The organism is Martelella mangrovi, assembly GCF_040545495.1.
Lineage (GTDB): Bacteria > Pseudomonadota > Alphaproteobacteria > Rhizobiales > Rhizobiaceae > Martelella > Martelella mangrovi.
On record NZ_JBEPLY010000011.1, the window covers coordinates 156,154 to 173,543 of the forward strand.

The 17,390-nt window shown below is 57.1% G+C and carries 18 protein-coding genes and 1 pseudogene; 13 read left to right on the top strand and 6 right to left on the bottom strand.

Annotation, left to right across the window (positions count from 1 at the left end):
- Positions 1-444: 444 nt before the first annotated feature.
- Positions 445-1,221 carry an IclR family transcriptional regulator gene (locus ABID12_RS15425; RefSeq protein WP_354435000.1) on the bottom strand — a complete coding sequence of 259 codons (777 nt, stop codon included), beginning with the start codon at positions 1,219-1,221 and terminating at the stop codon, positions 445-447.
- A gap of 111 nt (positions 1,222-1,332) precedes the next feature.
- Here ABID12_RS15425 and ABID12_RS15430 point away from each other — a divergent pair, with 111 nt between their 5' ends.
- From ABID12_RS15430 to ABID12_RS15475, 10 genes are all read left to right on the top strand, one after another.
- A complete protein-coding gene (locus ABID12_RS15430) occupies positions 1,333-2,304 on the top strand; it encodes a mannonate dehydratase (protein ID WP_354435001.1) in 972 nt (323 codons plus the stop codon).
- 5 nt (positions 2,305-2,309) lie between these two features.
- Positions 2,310-3,242, top strand: coding sequence for a carbohydrate ABC transporter permease (locus tag ABID12_RS15435; RefSeq protein WP_354435002.1), 933 nt, complete (start codon positions 2,310-2,312; stop codon positions 3,240-3,242).
- Positions 3,243-3,254: 12 nt separating this feature from the next.
- Positions 3,255-4,097 (top strand): carbohydrate ABC transporter permease, encoded by an 843-nt coding sequence (locus tag ABID12_RS15440; protein ID WP_354435003.1) that lies wholly within the window; start codon positions 3,255-3,257, stop codon positions 4,095-4,097.
- Between the two features lie 35 nt (positions 4,098-4,132).
- Entirely contained in the window at positions 4,133-5,407 is a 1,275-nt protein-coding gene (locus tag ABID12_RS15445) for an ABC transporter substrate-binding protein (RefSeq protein ID WP_354435004.1), read from the top strand.
- A gap of 123 nt (positions 5,408-5,530) precedes the next feature.
- Entirely contained in the window at positions 5,531-6,283 is a 753-nt protein-coding gene (locus tag ABID12_RS15450; RefSeq protein ID WP_106301155.1) for a ribonuclease activity regulator RraA, read from the top strand.
- A 39-nt stretch (positions 6,284-6,322) separates the two neighbouring features.
- Entirely contained in the window at positions 6,323-7,435 is a 1,113-nt protein-coding gene (locus ABID12_RS15455) for an ABC transporter ATP-binding protein (RefSeq protein WP_354435005.1), read from the top strand.
- A gap of 49 nt (positions 7,436-7,484) precedes the next feature.
- Complete coding sequence (locus ABID12_RS15460) at positions 7,485-8,471, top strand: Gfo/Idh/MocA family protein (protein WP_354435006.1); 987 nt, start codon at positions 7,485-7,487, stop codon at positions 8,469-8,471.
- A gap of 249 nt (positions 8,472-8,720) precedes the next feature.
- Positions 8,721-9,542, top strand: a complete 822-nt coding sequence (locus ABID12_RS15465; RefSeq protein ID WP_354435007.1) for a DNA adenine methylase — start codon at positions 8,721-8,723, stop codon at positions 9,540-9,542.
- A 108-nt stretch (positions 9,543-9,650) separates the two neighbouring features.
- Positions 9,651-9,869, top strand: a complete 219-nt coding sequence (locus ABID12_RS15470; RefSeq protein WP_354435008.1) for a hypothetical protein — start codon at positions 9,651-9,653, stop codon at positions 9,867-9,869.
- 185 nt (positions 9,870-10,054) lie between these two features.
- Positions 10,055-10,372, top strand: coding sequence for a hypothetical protein (locus ABID12_RS15475; RefSeq protein ID WP_354435009.1), 318 nt, complete (start codon positions 10,055-10,057; stop codon positions 10,370-10,372).
- Positions 10,373-10,670: 298 nt separating this feature from the next.
- Here ABID12_RS15475 and ABID12_RS15480 read toward each other — a convergent pair whose 3' ends face one another.
- Entirely contained in the window at positions 10,671-10,964 is a 294-nt protein-coding gene (locus ABID12_RS15480; protein WP_354435010.1) for a hypothetical protein, read from the bottom strand.
- A 409-nt stretch (positions 10,965-11,373) separates the two neighbouring features.
- Between ABID12_RS15480 and ABID12_RS15485 the strand changes: the two genes are divergently transcribed.
- Both ABID12_RS15485 and ABID12_RS15490 read left to right on the top strand, forming a co-directional pair.
- The gene (locus ABID12_RS15485) at positions 11,374-12,009 is read left to right on the top strand and encodes an SOS response-associated peptidase (RefSeq protein WP_354435011.1); all 636 of its coding nucleotides are present in this window, start codon (positions 11,374-11,376) and stop codon (positions 12,007-12,009) included.
- A gap of 111 nt (positions 12,010-12,120) precedes the next feature.
- Positions 12,121-13,308 carry a hypothetical protein gene (locus ABID12_RS15490; protein ID WP_354435012.1) on the top strand — a complete coding sequence of 396 codons (1,188 nt, stop codon included), beginning with the start codon at positions 12,121-12,123 and terminating at the stop codon, positions 13,306-13,308.
- A 15-nt stretch (positions 13,309-13,323) separates the two neighbouring features.
- Here ABID12_RS15490 and ABID12_RS15495 read toward each other — a convergent pair whose 3' ends face one another.
- Positions 13,324-14,148 (bottom strand): DNA adenine methylase, encoded by an 825-nt coding sequence (locus tag ABID12_RS15495; RefSeq protein WP_354435017.1) that lies wholly within the window; start codon positions 14,146-14,148, stop codon positions 13,324-13,326.
- 511 nt (positions 14,149-14,659) lie between these two features.
- Between ABID12_RS15495 and metG the strand changes: the two genes are divergently transcribed.
- A complete protein-coding gene (gene metG / locus ABID12_RS15500) occupies positions 14,660-16,213 on the top strand; it encodes a methionine--tRNA ligase (RefSeq protein ID WP_354435013.1) in 1,554 nt (517 codons plus the stop codon).
- A gap of 142 nt (positions 16,214-16,355) precedes the next feature.
- Here metG and ABID12_RS15505 read toward each other — a convergent pair whose 3' ends face one another.
- From ABID12_RS15505 to ABID12_RS15515, 3 genes and pseudogenes are all read right to left on the bottom strand, one after another.
- Positions 16,356-16,679, bottom strand: a complete 324-nt coding sequence (locus ABID12_RS15505) for a hypothetical protein (protein ID WP_354435014.1) — start codon at positions 16,677-16,679, stop codon at positions 16,356-16,358.
- A 12-nt stretch (positions 16,680-16,691) separates the two neighbouring features.
- Positions 16,692-17,111 carry a hypothetical protein gene (locus tag ABID12_RS15510; protein WP_354435015.1) on the bottom strand — a complete coding sequence of 140 codons (420 nt, stop codon included), beginning with the start codon at positions 17,109-17,111 and terminating at the stop codon, positions 16,692-16,694.
- Positions 17,108-17,390, bottom strand: a pseudogene (locus ABID12_RS15515) (glycoside hydrolase family protein); the annotation flags it as partial. The gene ABID12_RS15510 and the pseudogene ABID12_RS15515, both read right to left, overlap by 4 nt.

Sequence of the window (17,390 nt, forward strand, 5' to 3'; positions counted from 1 at the left end):
GTTCCTTATTTGTTCTTTTTACAAGCGCCATGAGACACTTTTAATGCGCTCATCGCCTCACAGGCTTGCGATGCAAACGCCGAAAGATACCTGCAAAAGCGCATAACAAGTTGTAATTTATGATTCTTATCCTACACGTGTCGTGGAGGTCGTGCAGTCCCCGAAGACGGCAAAAAGAATCGCCTCAGCTCTTCCCGGGCGGAGAAACGGGGCCGGAGAGACCGCACACGATAGCCGCAAGCCGAAAAGGATCGCGAAATACAGCGTTCCATGCCGGCGCCTGATGCCGATGCTCCTTCAGCACCTGCAGCATGCCTCACACCGGCATGGACGGTGCAGGCTGCATACGCCTCCGTGCATCCAGGATCGTCTGGCTTTCAATGCCGGGCAGCGCGTTAACGACAGTCGAAACACCGTCGCGATGAAACGCGGCGTGCCGGACACCTAGCCGGCGTAGTGCGCGATGAGGCGGCTCAGCTTATCGGCACCGCTAATGGTTTCTGCGCGCAGCCGGTCGCGCAGCGCCTCGTCGGCGGTGGTGAGGAAGGGAACCGAAAGCGCGGCAATCACGGCACCGGTATGATCGCGGATCGGGGCGGCGAAAGCACTGACGCTGAGGCTATATTCGCCCCTGTCTTCGGCCCATCCCTGCGCGCGCACCTCCGCCAGTTCTTTGCGCAACTGGTTCCGGTCGGTGATCGTCCGCTCCGTCAGCGCCACGGGGTTCTTGCGCAACAGCCGCTCGCGCTCGTCATCCGGCAGATAGGCCATCAGCACCTTGCTGGCACCACCGGCATGAACCGGCAGATATTCTCCGATTTCGTAATTCAGGGCGTGCGGGCGTTTTGCCGTTGCCCCTGCAACCACCATGATCGCGCCGTTTTCATAAACGGAAATCTTGCAGGACTGGCCGATATTTGCCGCCAGCGCCTCAAGGTCCGACTGAAGATACCGCGCCAGCGAGAAAAAATGCGAGGTCGGCGTGACCCGCGCGGCAAGTTCCAGAAAACGGTTTCCGAACACATAGGTTCCCGGCGCGGTTTCCCGCAACAGCCGCGAATCCGCGAGGGAATTGAGGATCCGGTAGACCGTCGATCTGGCAAGCCCGGTTTGCTGGACAAGATCCGACTGACTGAGGCCGGACGGTGCCCGCTCCAGCGCATTCAGGATCATCACCATCCGCTCGATCGTCGGGTTTCCATTCGTGCTTGTGCCGCTCATTTGCTTGACGCCCTCATTTTTCGAGCCTATTGTTCTAATAAGAACTTTATAAGTTCATATATGAACTTTTCTTGTTTGTCCATAGATTGATCGCGCCGGGAGGAATCAAAAGTGAAAATTGCAATGTGTCTTGAGCCCGCAATGTCGCCCAAGTGGCATTATGGCCGCGAGATGTGCGTCGAGGATGCCGTGGCCCTGCGCGACCAGACACCGGACGTGCCGATCTGGGACCTGCAGACGCTGGCCCGGTCGATGAAGGCTTTCGAGGATTTTGGCTACAAGGTGCGCGTGCTCGAAGGCTGGGTGCCGATGGAGAATTTCAAGCTCGGCAAGCCCGAAGGCGAGCAGGAAATGCAGCAGATGCTGGCGACCATTGAAAACATGGGCGCGCTCGGCATCGAAACGCTCTGCTACAGCTGGATGGTGATCCACGGCTGGATGCGCACCTCGGTGACCGAGCGCCTTCCCGGCGGCGCGCTGACCACGAGCTACGATCACTCGATCATCGAAAAGGACCCGCGCTCCCACCAGGGCATCATCGTCAGCGAGGATCAGCTCTGGACCACGCTCGAAGCCTTTCTGAAGCGTGCCGTTCCGGTGGCCGAAAAGGCCGGGGTCAAGCTTGCCATGCACCCCGACGACCCGCCGCTTTCACCGATCATGGGGGTCAGCCGGATCATGAGCAGCGTCAGCTCCTTCGAACGGCTCCTGAAGCTCAATGACAGCCCGGCCAACGGCATCACCTTCTGCCAGGCCAATTTTGCTGCGATGGATGCCGACGTTCCGGCTGCAATCCGCAATCTCGGCAAGGACGGACGCATTCACTTCGTGCATTTCCGCGATGTCGAGGGCGATGCCCGCAACCTGCGGGAAACCTTCCACGGCATGGGCAAGACCGACATGTATGAAACCATCAAGGCCTATATGGATATCGGCTTTGACGGCGTCATGCGGCCGGATCATGCGCCGGTGATGTATGGCGAGCCCAATGCCAATCCGGGTTATGAGGGCCTCGGGCGGATTTACGCCATCGGTTACATGCGCGGGCTTATCGAGGCGGCGGCCAAAGAACGGGCACGGTGAACACCATGGCCCCGAAACCGCTTCCCGAAGGCTTTTCCACGCCTCCGGCGCCGGTGCGGCCGCGCCGTCACCGTCCGGACTGGCTGATGGCCTATATCTTTCTGGCGCCGGCAGCCGCAATCTTTGCCGCCTTTATCGCCTATCCGCTGGTCGACGGCATTTCCACCGCCTTTACAGACCGCATGATTGCCCAGGGCGGCACCTTCAACGGCGTCTCCAACTTCGCGACGCTGTTTTCAGACGCAACCTTCGGCCGGGCATCGCTCAATTCGCTGTTTCTGACGCTCGGCACCGTGGCCGTAAAGCTGGTGCTCGGGCTGACCTTCGCCGTGCTCCTGTCGCAGCGAATGCCGGCCCGCGGGCTGATCCGGGCTCTGGCCTTTCTGCCCTGGGCGGTTCCCGGCATGATCGCCAGCCTGTCGTGGAAATGGATTTTCGACGAGCAAAGCGGCGTCCTGCAATATCTGGTGTTGCAGCTCGGCCTTTCCGACCGTCCGATCTACTGGCTTTCCGATCCCTCTGTCGCACTGTTCTCGATTGCAATCGCCATGGTCTGGCAGGGCCTTCCCTTCTTCACGATGATGTTTGTCGCAGCACTTGCCTCGGTGCCGTCCGACCTGAACGAGGCCGCCGCAATCGACGGCGCCGGCATTGTTCGCCGGTTCTTCTCGGTCACGCTGCCGCAGCTGCGCGGCGTCATCGCCGTTACCGTCATGCTGTCGACCATCTGGACCTTCAACTCCTTCGAGATGGTTTACGTGCTGACCGGCGGCGGACCGGCGGGACGAACCCATATCCTGCCGACGCTTGCCTATGAATACGCCATCACCCAGAGCCATCTCGGCCTCGGCTCGGCGGTGATCGTCTCGGTCATTCCGGTGTTTGTCATTCTCATCTTCCTGCTGACCCAGCGCATGCTGAAGCAGGACGAGGCCTGAGGAGAACCTGTCATGGTCGAACGTCAACACACCAAGATCACCCGCAACATCCTCACGGCCATCGGCGTTCTCGTCGCACTGTTCTGGTCGATGGCGCCGGTCTACTGGGTTACCGTCACATCGTTCAAGAAATCCCGTGAGATCTACGCGATCCCGCCAACCCTCTGGCCGGAACAGTTCACCCTCGCCAACTACAAGGCGGCGCTGTTTGACTCGCCCTTTCTGCACTACGTGATCAACTCGTTCCTGGTCGCCATCGGCGTCACCGTCATTTCCGCCGTGGTCGGCGCGATGACGGCCTATCCGATCGCCCGCATGCGTTTCAGGGGGCGCACGATCACGGCACGGCTTATCGTGACGGCCTATCTCCTGCCGCCGTCGCTTCTGTTCATTCCGCTGTTTCTCGTGCTTCAGCATCTCGGCCTGATCGACACCAAGACCGGCCTGATCGTTGCCTATCTGACCTTCACGGTGCCGTTCTGCACCTGGATGATGATCAGCTATTTCGCCACGATCCCGAAGGAACTCGATGAAGCGGCACTGATGGATGGCGCCAGCCGCGCCCAGATCCTCAGACGCGTCGTTCTGCCGATTGCCCGCCCGGGCATCGCGGTGGTCGCGCTGTTTGCCTTCACCCATGCCTGGAACGAATTTCTCTATGCGCTCGTCTACGCCTACTCGGACGATGCCAAGACGTTCACCGCGGGCCTCTCCGGCCTCGTCATGGGGGACACATTTATATGGGGCCAGCTGATGGCCAGTTCGGTCATCGCCATCATCCCCATCCTGATCATCTACATCGTCGCCCAGCGCTACATTGTCGAAGGCCTCGCCGCCGGCAGCGTGAAGGGATGATGGAGCTGACTTCTCAACCAAGTGGAGGACTAACCATGAAATGCATGAAACAAACGCTTCTCGCCTCGGCAGTCGTTCTGGCTGCGGCCGGCGTGCAGGCGCAGGAACTCAATATCTGGGGGCTTCAGGCCTTCAATCAGCAGGCCGACAAGCTGATCGGACAGATGGCCGAGGAATTCGGCGAGGAGAAGGGCATCGACGTCAACTACATCATCGTCCCGGCCAATGTCCTGACCCAGCGCCTTGCATCGGCGTTCGAGGGGCAGTCTTCGCCGGATGCCTTCATGCAGCTCGGCCAGAACACCCAGTATTATGCCGCCGCCGGCATGACGCAGCCGATCGACGACGTGCTCGAAACCATGCGTGCACATGAAGGCGGTATCTACGAGAGCATGGTGCCGCAGGCGGTTTATGAGGGCGAGGCCCATTCGGTTCCGATCGAAATCGATCTCGTGCCGATGTTTGCCCGCAAGGACCTGATCGAGGAAGCCGGCATGGAAATGCCGACGACCTGGCAGGAACTGCGCGAAGTCTCGCAGGCGATTGTCGAAAAGAACCCGCAATATACCGGTCTCGGCCTGCCGCTCTCCAACGCCAATGATGCCGAATCCGATCTGCGTATCCTGATCTGGTCGTTTGGCGGCGCCATGTTTGCCGACGACAACACGACGGTGACATGGAATTCGCCGGAAACGATTGCCGCCTATCAGTATATCAAGGATATGTTCGACGAAGGCACCATTCCGCGTTCGGTGCTGACCTGGGACGACGGCGGCAACAACACGGCCTACCAGACCGGCCGCGCCGCCTTCATCATGAACCCGCCCAGCGTCTATTCCTGGATGGTCGAAAACGATCCTGAACTTCTGGAAAACACGGCACTCATCGGCATTCCCGCCGGCGTTGAAGGTGAGGACGCCGGTTCGACCATGCTTGGCTCGTTCTCCTGGATGGTCTCCAGCCAGACCGAGCAGGCCGATCTTGCCAAGGAATGGATCGAATTCTTCTTCCAGCCCGAGCATTACCAGGAACTGATCGAGGTCACCGGCGGCCGCTGGTTCCCGATCTTCCCGGGCATGGCCACCACCATGCCGCTGTTTACCGAAAACCCGGCCTTTGCGGACTTTGACAACCTGGCCCGCAACGGCCTGACCATCGGCTACAAGGGTGCGCCGACGCCGCTTGCTTCCGAGGTCTACACCTCGAAGATCATTTCGAACTCGGTTCAGCGCATGCTGGTCGACGGCCTGAGCCCTGAAGAAGCCGTTCAGTGGGCCTCCGACGAGATCGAGGCACTGGCCGAAAACTGATCCCCTCTCCCACCACGAAAATGCCGGGGGCGGCGAAATCCGCCCCCGGCCCGAAAAACCAAAAACACGACAGATCCGAGCGCGCAAGAGACGCGACCCGCGATTTCCAGACAGGACTAATCAATGCAGATTCCAACAATCGAACGCCCCCCGAAGGAACTCGTGAAAGCCCTTGCCGATATCGGCACCGCGACCATCAGCGGCGAAATGCACAAGCTCGGCATCCGCGACCCCTATATTTGCGGACCGGTTCCCTTTTGCGGCAACCGCGAAATCCCGACCATTGCCGGCCCTGCCCTGACGCTGCAGTTTCTCCCCAAGCGGGAAGATGTTTATGACATCGATGAATATGAAAACCCCGAAGCACAGATGCACCGTCAGGTGCTCTATCAGGTCGAGGAAGGCGATATCGTCGTTGTCGATGCCCGCGGCGACATGCGCAGCGGCATTTTCGGCGAGATGATGGTCACCTATATGGCCGGGCGCGGCGGCGCCGGCATCGTTGTCGACGGCTGCATTCGCGACAGCCGCAAGGCGCTGGCAACCGGTCTTCCGATGTGGGTGCGCGGCACCACGCCGAACTATCATACACAGACCAGCCTCTTCCCCCACGCCGTCAACGTGCCGATTGCCTGCGGCGGCGTTCTGGTCATGCCTGGCGACATCATCGTTGCCGATGCCGACGGCGCGGTCACGGTGCCCGTCTCTCTGGCCGAAAAGGTTCTTGCCGTGGCCAGCGAACATGCAGAATGGGAGGACTTTTCCCGCTTGCGCCTGTCGGAGGGCGGAGACCTGAGAAAATATTACCCGCTGCACCCCTCGGCACGTGACGAATACGAATCCTGGCGCGCAAAAGAGGCGCCACAGCGCAGCTGAAGCGCATCCGGCCGGAACGGCCAACAGGAGGAATAGACCATGGCGAGTGTCTCGCTTTCGAAAATCACCAAATCCTTCGGTTCCGTGGAAGTGCTTCACGGCATCGATCTGGACATCGAAAAGGGCGAGTTTGTTGTTTTCGTCGGCCCGTCCGGCTGCGGCAAATCGACAATGCTGCGCATCATTGCAGGGCTTGAGGAAATCACCAGCGGAACGCTGAAAATCGATGGCGCAGTTTCGAACGGCATCCCGCCCGGCGAGCGCGGCATTGCCATGGTGTTCCAGTCCTATGCCCTCTACCCGCATATGACGGTTTACGAAAACATGGCCTTCGGGCTCAAGGTCTCCGGCATGGCCAAAGCGGAAATCGATAAGAGGGTGCGCCGGGCGGCCGAGATGCTGCAACTGACAAGCTATCTCGACCGCCACCCGCGCAATCTCTCCGGCGGCCAGCGCCAGCGCGTTGCCATCGGCCGGGCGGTGACGCGCGACCCCAAGGTGTTTTTGTTCGACGAGCCGCTTTCCAACCTCGATGCCGCGCTTCGCGTCGCGACCCGCATCGAAATCGCGGATCTGAAGGACAAGATGCCCGATTCGACCATGATCTATGTAACCCACGACCAGGTGGAGGCGATGACGCTGGCCGACCGGATCGTGGTGTTCCGCGATGGCCGGATCGAGCAGATCGGCACGCCGCTCGAACTCTACGACACACCGCAAAATCTGTTCGTCGCCCGCTTTATCGGCTCACCGGAAATGAACATCCTCAAAGGGACGCTTGACCTTTCGGGCGCTACCGCGCGGCTGAAACTGGCCGAGACCAGTGTTCTGCTCGGCGACAGCGCCGCTTTTCCGGCCGGTGATGATGGCCGAATCATTCAGGCCGGCATCCGGCCGGAACATCTCTACCGGGTGGATGCGGCCGCGGCGAACCTGACCGGCAAGACGCAGTTTGCGGAAAAGCTCGGCGAACTGACCGTATTGCATATGGATGTCGACCCCGCCATGGAACATGCCCTCATCGCAAAGGTTCCGGGACATTTCGATGCCCGGCGCGGCGACAGCCTGCCTCTCGGCTTCAAAAGCGAAAACCTTCACTTTTTCGACGAGAATGGTATTCGACTGCAACACGCTGAGGCCATGACCGGCTGACAGGCGTTCCGATACAATCATTCATGACACAACAGGAGGAAACATCGCCATGCAGGATACACTTCGCTGGGGTATTCTCGCCACCGGCCTGATCGCCGAGCTTTTCACCAAGGATCTGCAGGCCTCGGGCCTGACGGTGACGGCAGCCGGCTCGCGGTCGCAGGAAAAGGCCCAAGCCTTTGCCGACCGTTTCGGCATTGCAAAGGCGCACGGCTCTTATGAAGCGCTCGTTTCCGATCCGGATGTCGACATCATCTATGTCGCCACCCCGCACCCCTATCACGCCGACTGCGCAAAGCTGGCGCTGGAAGCGGGAAAGCATGTGCTGATCGAAAAGCCGTTCACGCTGAATGCCGGTGAGGCCGAAGAACTGGTTTCACTTGCACGCGCGAAAAATCTTGTCCTGCTCGAAGCAATGTGGACCCGTTTCCTGCCGCACATGAAGCGCATTCACGAGATCATCGATGCCGGTACGCTGGGAACGCTTCTCTCTGTTCATGCCGAACATCGCCAGTTCTTGCCGAAGGACCCGGCCCACCGGCTGAACGCGCCGGAGCTCGGCGGCGGCGCGCTGCTCGATCTCGGCATTTATCCAACCTCCTTCATGTTCGATATTCTGGGCGCGCCCAGCGAGGTCAAGGCGACGGCGCGGTTTACCGAAACCGGTGTCGATGCCGAAATCGCAGTGACCATGAAGCATGCGGGCGACGCGATTTCGACCAGTGTCTCGGCACTCGATTGCGCCGGCCCCAACAAGGCGATGATCTACGGTTCGGACGCGCGCATCGAGATCGACACGATCTGGTACACGCCGACCTCCTTCAAGGTCATCGACCACAAGCGCAACGTGATCGAGGAATATGCCGAAACGGTCGAAAACCGCGGCATGCAGTTTCAGGCCTTCGAAATGGAAGAACTGGTGCGCTCCGGCAAACCGAATTCGACCTATATGCCGCTCGACCAGACGGTCGCGATCATGCACACGCTTGACGACATCCGCAAACAGATCGGCCTCGTCTACCCGGGCGAAAAATAAGATCATGCGCCCCTCGCATCGCAGCGACAGGGGCCCACGAAACAAAACAGAAAGCGCGCCGACAACCGGCGCGCTTTTTTTGTGAAGACCACCGCATCATGGGCTGGCGGCTTTTCATACGAGCTTGATCAAGCCCCGCAAACACATCATCGCGGCAGGACTGTCTTTTCAGATTGCAGCGCCAACCGTCGCCCTCGTACCCGCCGAAAACGGACCTCGGCCTTGTGACTGAGCCGTGAGATACTGGAAATGGTAAATCAGCGGCCGGTTGCCCCGGTCACGCCAGCAGCCGGCTATATCGGCGGCAAGCGCATCCTATCGAAAACCGTCATCCGCAAGATCAATGCGACCCCGCACGATGGCTACGCCGAGCCGTTCGTCGGCATGGGCGGCGTGTTCCTGCGCCGCAATCGCCAGCCGAAGACGGAGGTGATCAACGATATCAGCGGTGATGTCGCCAACTTCTTCCGCATCCTGCAGCGCCACTTTCCGCAGTTCATGGACACACTCCGCTTCCAGATCTCCGGCCGTCGCGAGTTCGAGCGGCTGATGAAGACCGACCCGACGACGCTGACCGATCTCGAACGCGCCGCCCGCTTCCTCTACCTCCAGCGCCTCGCCTTCAGCGGCAAGGTCGCCGGCCGGAACTTCGGCGTCAGCAAGACCACCGGCGCCCGCTTCAATCTGGTCAAGCTCGCCTCGACGCTGGAGGACATTCACGAGCGCCTCGCCGGCGTCGTCATCGAATGCCTGCCCTGGCAGGACTTCATCCACCGCTACGACCGGCCGGGCATGCTGTTCTATCTCGATCCGCCCTACTGGGGAAACGAGGCCGACTATGGCGCGGGCGTCTTCGGCCGTGAGGATTTCGAGGCGATGGCGGAGGTTTTAAGCGGCCTTCAAGGCACCTTCATCCTGTCCTTAAACGCCGTTCAAGGCGTCTTCGAAACCTTCTCACGGTTTGCGATCGAGGAGGTCGACTGCACCTATTCGATCTCGGATGGGAATGGGAAGGGCGTGAAGGAGGTGATCATAACGCCAGCAAAACCTTTGCTCGTGGCGGCCGAATGAGGCCGGTGACAGCAAAACTGATTCACATCCGGCCGACGGAAGCACTCCGATTGCTCGTCTTCAGCCCCGCCGAGAGCGATGGTCCGGTCATCAACAAAGGAGACCGACATGAGTGACAACAAGATCGCCATCACCCAGATCATCAAGGCCATGCAGCGCGACGCCGAGGACATCATGAACCAGGTCGACCTCGCGGCCGAGGACATCGGCCAGGGCCGCCGCAACAGCGCCATCGGCGCCCTCGCCCCGGTCGACGCCACCATCGAGCGGCTCGCCTCGCTGCTGGCGGCGGCGCGGGCTATCCATCGGGTGGCGGCGTTGGATTGAGAAGACCCTATCAGTGGGGCAATGCAAGAAGACAAGTCGGGTAACTAGCCTTGCTAGGCCCCCCTGTAATTTTGGGTGGATGGGCATTAGCTATCCGAAAAGCTTCCATCCACAACAATGGCGAGTGGACTGCGAATGACCTTCGGCTAGTATGCCTTTGATGTTCGTATGGAGGTAAGGCTAATATGAAATTCCTGATAACGATCTTGGTCAGTTTGGTGCCCGTTACCCTAGCAATGGCGCAAGACTACGACGACAAGCTTTCTGGAGCTCTGTGGACCGAGTGGTTGGTGGCAAACTGCGATTTGGAACAGATACCTGCGATGGATGTAATTGTCGCTAACATGGTGATCAACGGATCGGAACCGGACAAGGTATCGGAAATTCGCGAGTTTATCCGGAATGAATGGCACAAGCACTATCGGAGTAGCGCCGAAGCTTGTGCTGAGACGCTCGGATCGGCCGAGGGTGGACAAGGTGCTGAAACACCGAATGCTAACTGATCTGAAATCTAGAGTTTCCGCCCGAGGCGTTTCCCCAAGGAAAAAATCTGTTTGCTGCAAAACCAGCTGTCAAAATTGCAAAACCGCGCGTCACGCTACAGTCAGCAATCACGAAAAATGGACATAAAACTAAATCAATATATTTCAATATCTTATAACTATTTAAACAGCTACTTTGTGGTGCGCGTGGAGCGCACGCACCTATTATATTGTGCATTGATTTATAAAGAAAAATAGAGACAAACGACCTGCATGGTTCTCATTTTGTTACACATTCAGTATCACGCCCGCACCCATACTACCCCCACAATTTGACCTCGGGAGCGGCGGCGTATTCAAGATCGGGAAACCGTTCCATGAATGCGGCTGCTCCGGCTATATTCGGAAAGAAGAACCTGCTGGCATCGCGAATTCCCGGAATACTGTCTGAAGTCCAGGCAAACCCTTCCAGCCCGTAGCGCTCCTTGAGCCAGAGGTGCATCTCTGTCGTTTTGCGACCATAACCGCCCTCGGGCACAAGGATGCGTACGCTGACAGGAAATTTCCGCTCTGCATTCCTTTTCCGATTTGACCGTGCCTGCGTACGAGCCATGCGGCTTCTCCTGTTCTTGACTCTGTTTTCTTCATTTCAGAAAATAGAACATAACAGGAACACTCAAGAGGTAAAAGACCATGCCCGCAAGAAGGCCTCCACCTGGAGAGCCGCCCGGCCGAGGGTGGCGCACGCTCGATAATGCGGCCAAAGATGGCATGATTCTACAGGTACGTTGCGGGGGGTGTCGGCGGCGGATCAATTATCTAGCTTCTGATCTGGTGCCGATTTTTGGCTGGCAACATTACGCGCACGAACCGCCCTTCCCGTGCTCGCGCTGCGGCACGATGGAATATATGACGACAGCGCTGCTCTCGCCAAAGGTCGGAGATTATGGTGATATGAGGGTGAGGCGACCGGCAGGGATGGTCCAGGTGTGGAAGACGGTCAAACTGGGGGATGACGTCTAGTGTGCAATCTCTACAACAACACGACAACACACGAGGCCGTGCGCCAGCTTTTCAAACCGACTCGAGACCTGACGAACCGCGCCGAACTGAACGGCGACTGCTATCCGGATCGATCCGCGCCGATTGTGCGCAATGCAGATGGCGAGCGGGAGCTGGCCTTTGCCACATGGGGGATGCCTTCGCCTCCCTTCGTCACCAAAGGCAAACCGGATACCGGCCTCACCAATATCCGCGATACCACCTCGCCCCATTGGCGCCGATGGCTGGGCCCGGAACACCGCTGCCTGGTGCCGTGGACGACATTTTGCGAATGGGAAAATTCCAAGCCGAAGAAGACAAAGCGCTGGTTTGCCATCAACGAGGACAAGCCGCTGGCGGCCTTTGCCGGGATCTGGACAACGTGGGAGGGCGAACGTGGCTCACAGAAGAATCCTCGTCCGGGCAAGCATGAGCTGTTCGGCTTTCTCACTTGCGAGGCCAACGCGGTGGTGAAGCCGATCCATCCAAAAGCAATGCCGGTAATCCTGATGACAAAGGAGGAAATGGACGTCTGGATGCAAGCACCGTGGGATGAGGCGAATAGGCTACAGGTACCGCTCGCAGACGAAGAATTGATTTTGGTCGATTCCTTATAGTCTCGAAAAAGCACTTCAGTCGTGTAGATGCTTAGGTGAAAGGAGAAGGAAATAGATATCGCCAGGCAAAATCTAATTTCGGAGATCAATCGTGCTATCTCTGGTATCAAATTGAAACAATTTCTTTTAGCTACTGACGCCGATGGTCAAGACCTCTATTTGACATATTTCGATCGTAGGTTTGAAGAGGTTTTTCATTGTGTCAGAAACTCGCCTAGTCTCGCGATATTTGATGAGAGTTACTTTCATAGGATTGCCTATGGCGGACTCCATCTGAATCACAAGACACTCGTTTCGTGGCTTATTTTGCGCTCTCTGGAGACAACGCCTGAGCAGACCGTTGAGGAACTATACAGCTACATAAACGATGATCATGTAGATGCTTACCAAGTCATCATTGTGGAGGGGTTGTATTGCGAAAGTTCTGATGATGATGCGTCATTTTCCGACAAACTACAGTTGTCTCATCGTTGGCACTCTCCCGTTCGGGCCTTGTCGCAATTCAGCATGCAAGACAGAAGATATCTGGCGGAAAGCGACGACTACATTTTATGGAGGAAGATTTCCCTTCAGAAACACATACAAGAGGCCGGAGATTCGATCGACTGGAAGAACATCGAGAAGCCACCAACAATTGAAGATATCGAGGATAGGATCGGGCTTTTGGCAGTTGTCGCGAACAGAGGCTTTCAAATTGCAGCGACGGCGATCATTCCTGCCGACTATGTTCCGAGCGGAAACTTTGGTGTTTCCTATGCACCCCACTCGAGGCGCACTCCAGTCCCACTCGGACCGCCTGTAATAGGCATCCAAACGCAGGGCGCGGAACATCTATTTCAAAAGTTTTCAGCTCTCCCTTCGACCTTACAAAACCGACTCCGGATACCGTTAAGAAAATACAATGACTGCCTTTCAGAAACAGACTTGGTTGAGCAAGCCATAGCTCTGCGTGTCTGCCTTGAATCTTTGTACCTTAATGACGGCAACAAGAATGAATTGAGGTATCGGCTGGCCCTACGTTCATCGTTTCACATCGGTCTAGACCCGGATGAAAGGAATCATATTTTTCAGTCTGTTATGGCATGCTACGATCAGGCATCAAAAGCGGTTCATACTGGCACAATATCAAAGAAAAATGATAAACCTGATGTCATGACTACCACTTTGAAGACTATATCGAAGTCCATCAAAAAAATAATTTGCGACGGCAGGATGCCTGACTACGATAGATTAGTCCTTTACGGGTACCCGGCAACTGACACCAGCCTGGAGAACGACGGCAATAGTGAGCAACCTTAGCCAACCACAAGCCCTTCATAGTAGCGGCATGTTGCGATCTTCTTGATCATCCCCCGCATCAACGATAATCACCTCTCCAACAGCCTTTTGGGCGCCGCTACCGACCGTGTAGTCGAGCTTCACATCGGCAAACTCGAAAGCCGAGAAGATTTCCCGTACTTCCGGCCTGTCATTCAGCGAGAGAATAAACCGCCCCTTGATACCGGCCAGCCGTTCCGCCATCTCGGCAAAATCGGCGCGCTTGAAGCTGTCCCTGCTGTAGTCAGTCTCGCAGCCATAATAGGGTGGATCGAGGTAGAACAAGGCCCCTTCCCTGTCATAGCGATCGATGAAGGCGCGCCAGTCGAGGTTCTCGATGACAACACCGGACAGACGCTCATGGATTTCCTCAAGGATCGGCCCAAGCCGGGTCAGGTCGAAGCGGGCCGGTCCATGGCGGTCGACGCCAAAGCTGCGCCCCATGATCTTGCCGCCGAAGGCCAGGCGCTGAAGATAGAGAAAGCGGGCGGAACGCTCGAGGTCGGTGAGCGTTGCAGGATCCGTGGCGGCGAGACGTTCGAACTCTCTCCTTGAGGTGAGCTGGAATTTCATCACCTCCATGAACTGCGGATAATGCCGCTGCAGTATCCGGAACAGCGTAATCACGTCGCCGGAATAGTCGTTGATGACCTCGCAGCGCGCAGCGAGAGAACGACGGAAGAATACGCCGCCCATGCCGACAAAAGGCTCTGCGTAGAGATCATGGGGCGTCTGTTCGATGATGGAGGAAACGCGCTTGGCGAGACGTTTTTTGCCGCCAAGATAGGCGGCCGGCGGCGACACGGGCCGCACCGAGATCATTCCTTGCATTGTGGGATATGTCCGAATCTGCCACACACCGCGTCGCCTGCGCAGGCAACCGGGTGCGGTGAGGATTCTTTGTGCTTGCCGGACGGGACTATGTTTGGCGACTGTGACCCGTCGTTTGCAGCCTTGGCGGGCTGCAGACCGCCCGGGATCCGGGCAGAGAGAAAGGCCGGTGAAGTGTTCGCTTCACCGGCCTAATCAATTGGTAGAAATCAGAAATGCTTTCTTGCGCTACGAGTTCATAGCTACGACTGAAGGGGGGCCGGAAGGAGACTGGCGGGTTGGGATTGCAAATGTCCGATAGCTGACATTCGCTTGCCTAATTTGGTTTGCTCTGGTAACTCACATCTATGGACACGAACTATATTCATATCGCAGTGATGATGATGCCGCGCTCATAGCGTGGCGGGTTCTGTGCGTCCTTTGCACCAATAGCCGCCCTTGGGGCGGTTTTTTATTGGCCAATCCGCCTCATGGGCATTTCCAACTCTCTAGGGAATAGTCGATGAGCAAGTTCAAAACCTACATCACCACTTCAATTCCATATGTCAACGCAGCGCCCCATGTTGGTTTTGCCCTCGAGCTTGTGCAAGCTGACGCCTATGCGCGGCATCACCGTTTGCTGGGTCACGATATACGTTTCCAATGCGGAACAGATGATAACAGTTTAAAGAATGTTCGCGCTGCTGAGCTTGCGGGGCAACCTGTTGGAGATTTTGTAAACGCCAATTCCGAGAAGTTCAAAAGTCTCGGCGAACGGCTTGATATATCCAACGACACGTTTATCCGCACCGCTTGTAACGACCAGCACACTAGCGGGGTTCACAGGTTGTGGAATGCCTGTTCAGCCAGTGGCGACCTTTATAGCAAAGCTTATGAAGGTCTCTATTGTGTAGGCTGCGAGCAATTCTACGATGCTGAAGAACTCAATGAAGGCAAGTGCCCGGAGCACGATGCTCCGCTCGAAAACGTAAGAGAAGAAAACTGGTTTTTCCGGCTCTCACGCTACGAAGAACAGCTTTTGAAATTGGTCGAGACTGAGGTTCTTGAGATCAAGCCTGCTCACAGACGCAATGAGATACTGGCCTTCATACGTCGTGGCCTTTCCGATTTCAGCGTATCACGCAGTTCTGAGCGTGCGCGTGGATGGGGTGTACGGGTACCCGGCGGTGACGATGTAATCTATGTCTGGTTTGACGCCTTGGCGAACTATCTCACCGGGTTGGGTTATGGCGCTGGTCAGCCCCTTTTCGAACACTACTGGGCCAATGGTGGCCAACGCGCCCATTTCGTTGGAAAGGGAATTACCAAGTTTCATGCGATTTACTGGCCAGCGATATTGCTTTCGGCAGGTCTGTCATTGCCTTCAACAATCTATGTGCATGGCTATCTCACTGTGGACGGAAAGAAGATCGGGAAATCTTCTGGAAATGGCATAGACCCAGTTAAGGTGATTGAAGATTTCAATACACCGGACGCACTCCGATATTATCTTTTGCGCCACATCCGCTCCGCAGAGGATGGCGACTTCTCATATGAGCGGATCGAAAGAGCTTGGTCAGGAGAGCTCGGTGGGCAATTGGGAAACCTTCTGAACCGGGTTCTAGCAATCTTGTCGTCTTCCTTTGGTGGGGTTGTACCGCCAGTGCCGGAAAACGACTTCACAAGAAAGGCAGAACACCTGCATGAGCAGGTTGCGAGCGCGTTCCAAAAGTACGAACTGCATGCGGGCCTTTCCGAAATTTTCGCATTCGTCGGTGAAGCAAATGCCCAATTCGTTAGACGCGCTCCGTGGGTCGATGCCAAGGCGTTAACGAATAACCTCACTCAGGACGAACGAGAAGAATTGTCTCTTCGCCTCGGTGCCACCTTGGCTGAACAGGTATATGGTCTGGCAATTGTAGCCCGTTGCCTGCTTGCTTACCTGCCACGCTCAGCTCAAGCCTTACACGAAAAACTTGGTATCCAAGTACCCGAGCTTTACAATGAGAAGTTGGTTGTTGAGGGTGCGAAAACGTCCGCATCAGCAGTTCTTTTTCCACGAATGAAGGTGCCCTGAACTGGAGCCTCAATCACATATGCGGCTTGAGCTAATGTCCGCTCATGGGCGTTTGAGCCAAACATCTAAACGACCGAAATGGCGGCGCAATGCAGTCATTCATATTGCCACCTCGAAACAGCGCTTTTGAACCCAATATGCCTCACCCGCCCTTCAATGCCTTCAGCACCTGCATCAGCCCATCGGAAAGCCACACACCAAACCCGGTCCCAGCCATTGCCGCGCCGAGAATATACCCCCGGCCGATCTGCTTGATCTTCTGGTATTCGGCGACGAACGCCTCGGTTTCACCGAGGCGCTCTGACAGCGCCTTGTTCTGTTCGAGCAGGCGTTCGTTCTGATACTCGACATGGTTCAGCCGGTCGTGGATTTCCTCATGACCGCTGTGATTGTCGTCCACCTTCCCGATCAGCGCATCGAGCTTGCCCTGAACCTCTCCCAGCTGACGCGCGATCTCGACCGTCATATCCTGCCCCGTTTATTTGATAACTGCGCGAAGCCCGGCGACGCCCGAGCCGATATAGAACACCCATTTGACCATTGCGGCGTAGGCGTCCTGCAATGCACCGGTCGGCAGATCAAAAACCTGCTGGTCCCCGAATATGCCCCTGAGATACGGGATACTGTCGATGACGACAGCCATTTCCCAAAGGATCAGCGGGCCGGCAACGGCGAACACCAAAACCCAGAAGAGCGGGAACGATAGCTTGGCCTTGTTGTAATCCGCCATGATGCGGGTTTCCTCGACCACCTGCCGCAGATATTCCGCCGTCAGTTCGGCCTGGATCTTCTCACGGTCGTTTTCACGTTCCGCCCGTTTGTCGATGAGCGTGATGGCGCGTTCGACAATACCGCCCGCGCCAAGTTTGACCAGCCATTGGATGATGGTCGGGATCATACCTCCACCTCATGGCCCGTCAGCGTGTTGATCCGGCGTGCGATCACATCGCGGTAACGCCAGGCGAACCAGCCAATCGCGATGATGACACCTCCGGTGACGATCCAGCCGATCGGCAGGCCGGAAGCCCATGCGATGGCACCGGAAGCGGCGGCCGATGCACCGGATTTCTGTGCGGCATCCTTCAGCGCCTTCATGTCCCGACGCAGCTGGGCGATGGTGGCCGGGCCGATAATGCCGTCATTGACCAGATGCGGGTGGGCCATCTGGTAAGACAGA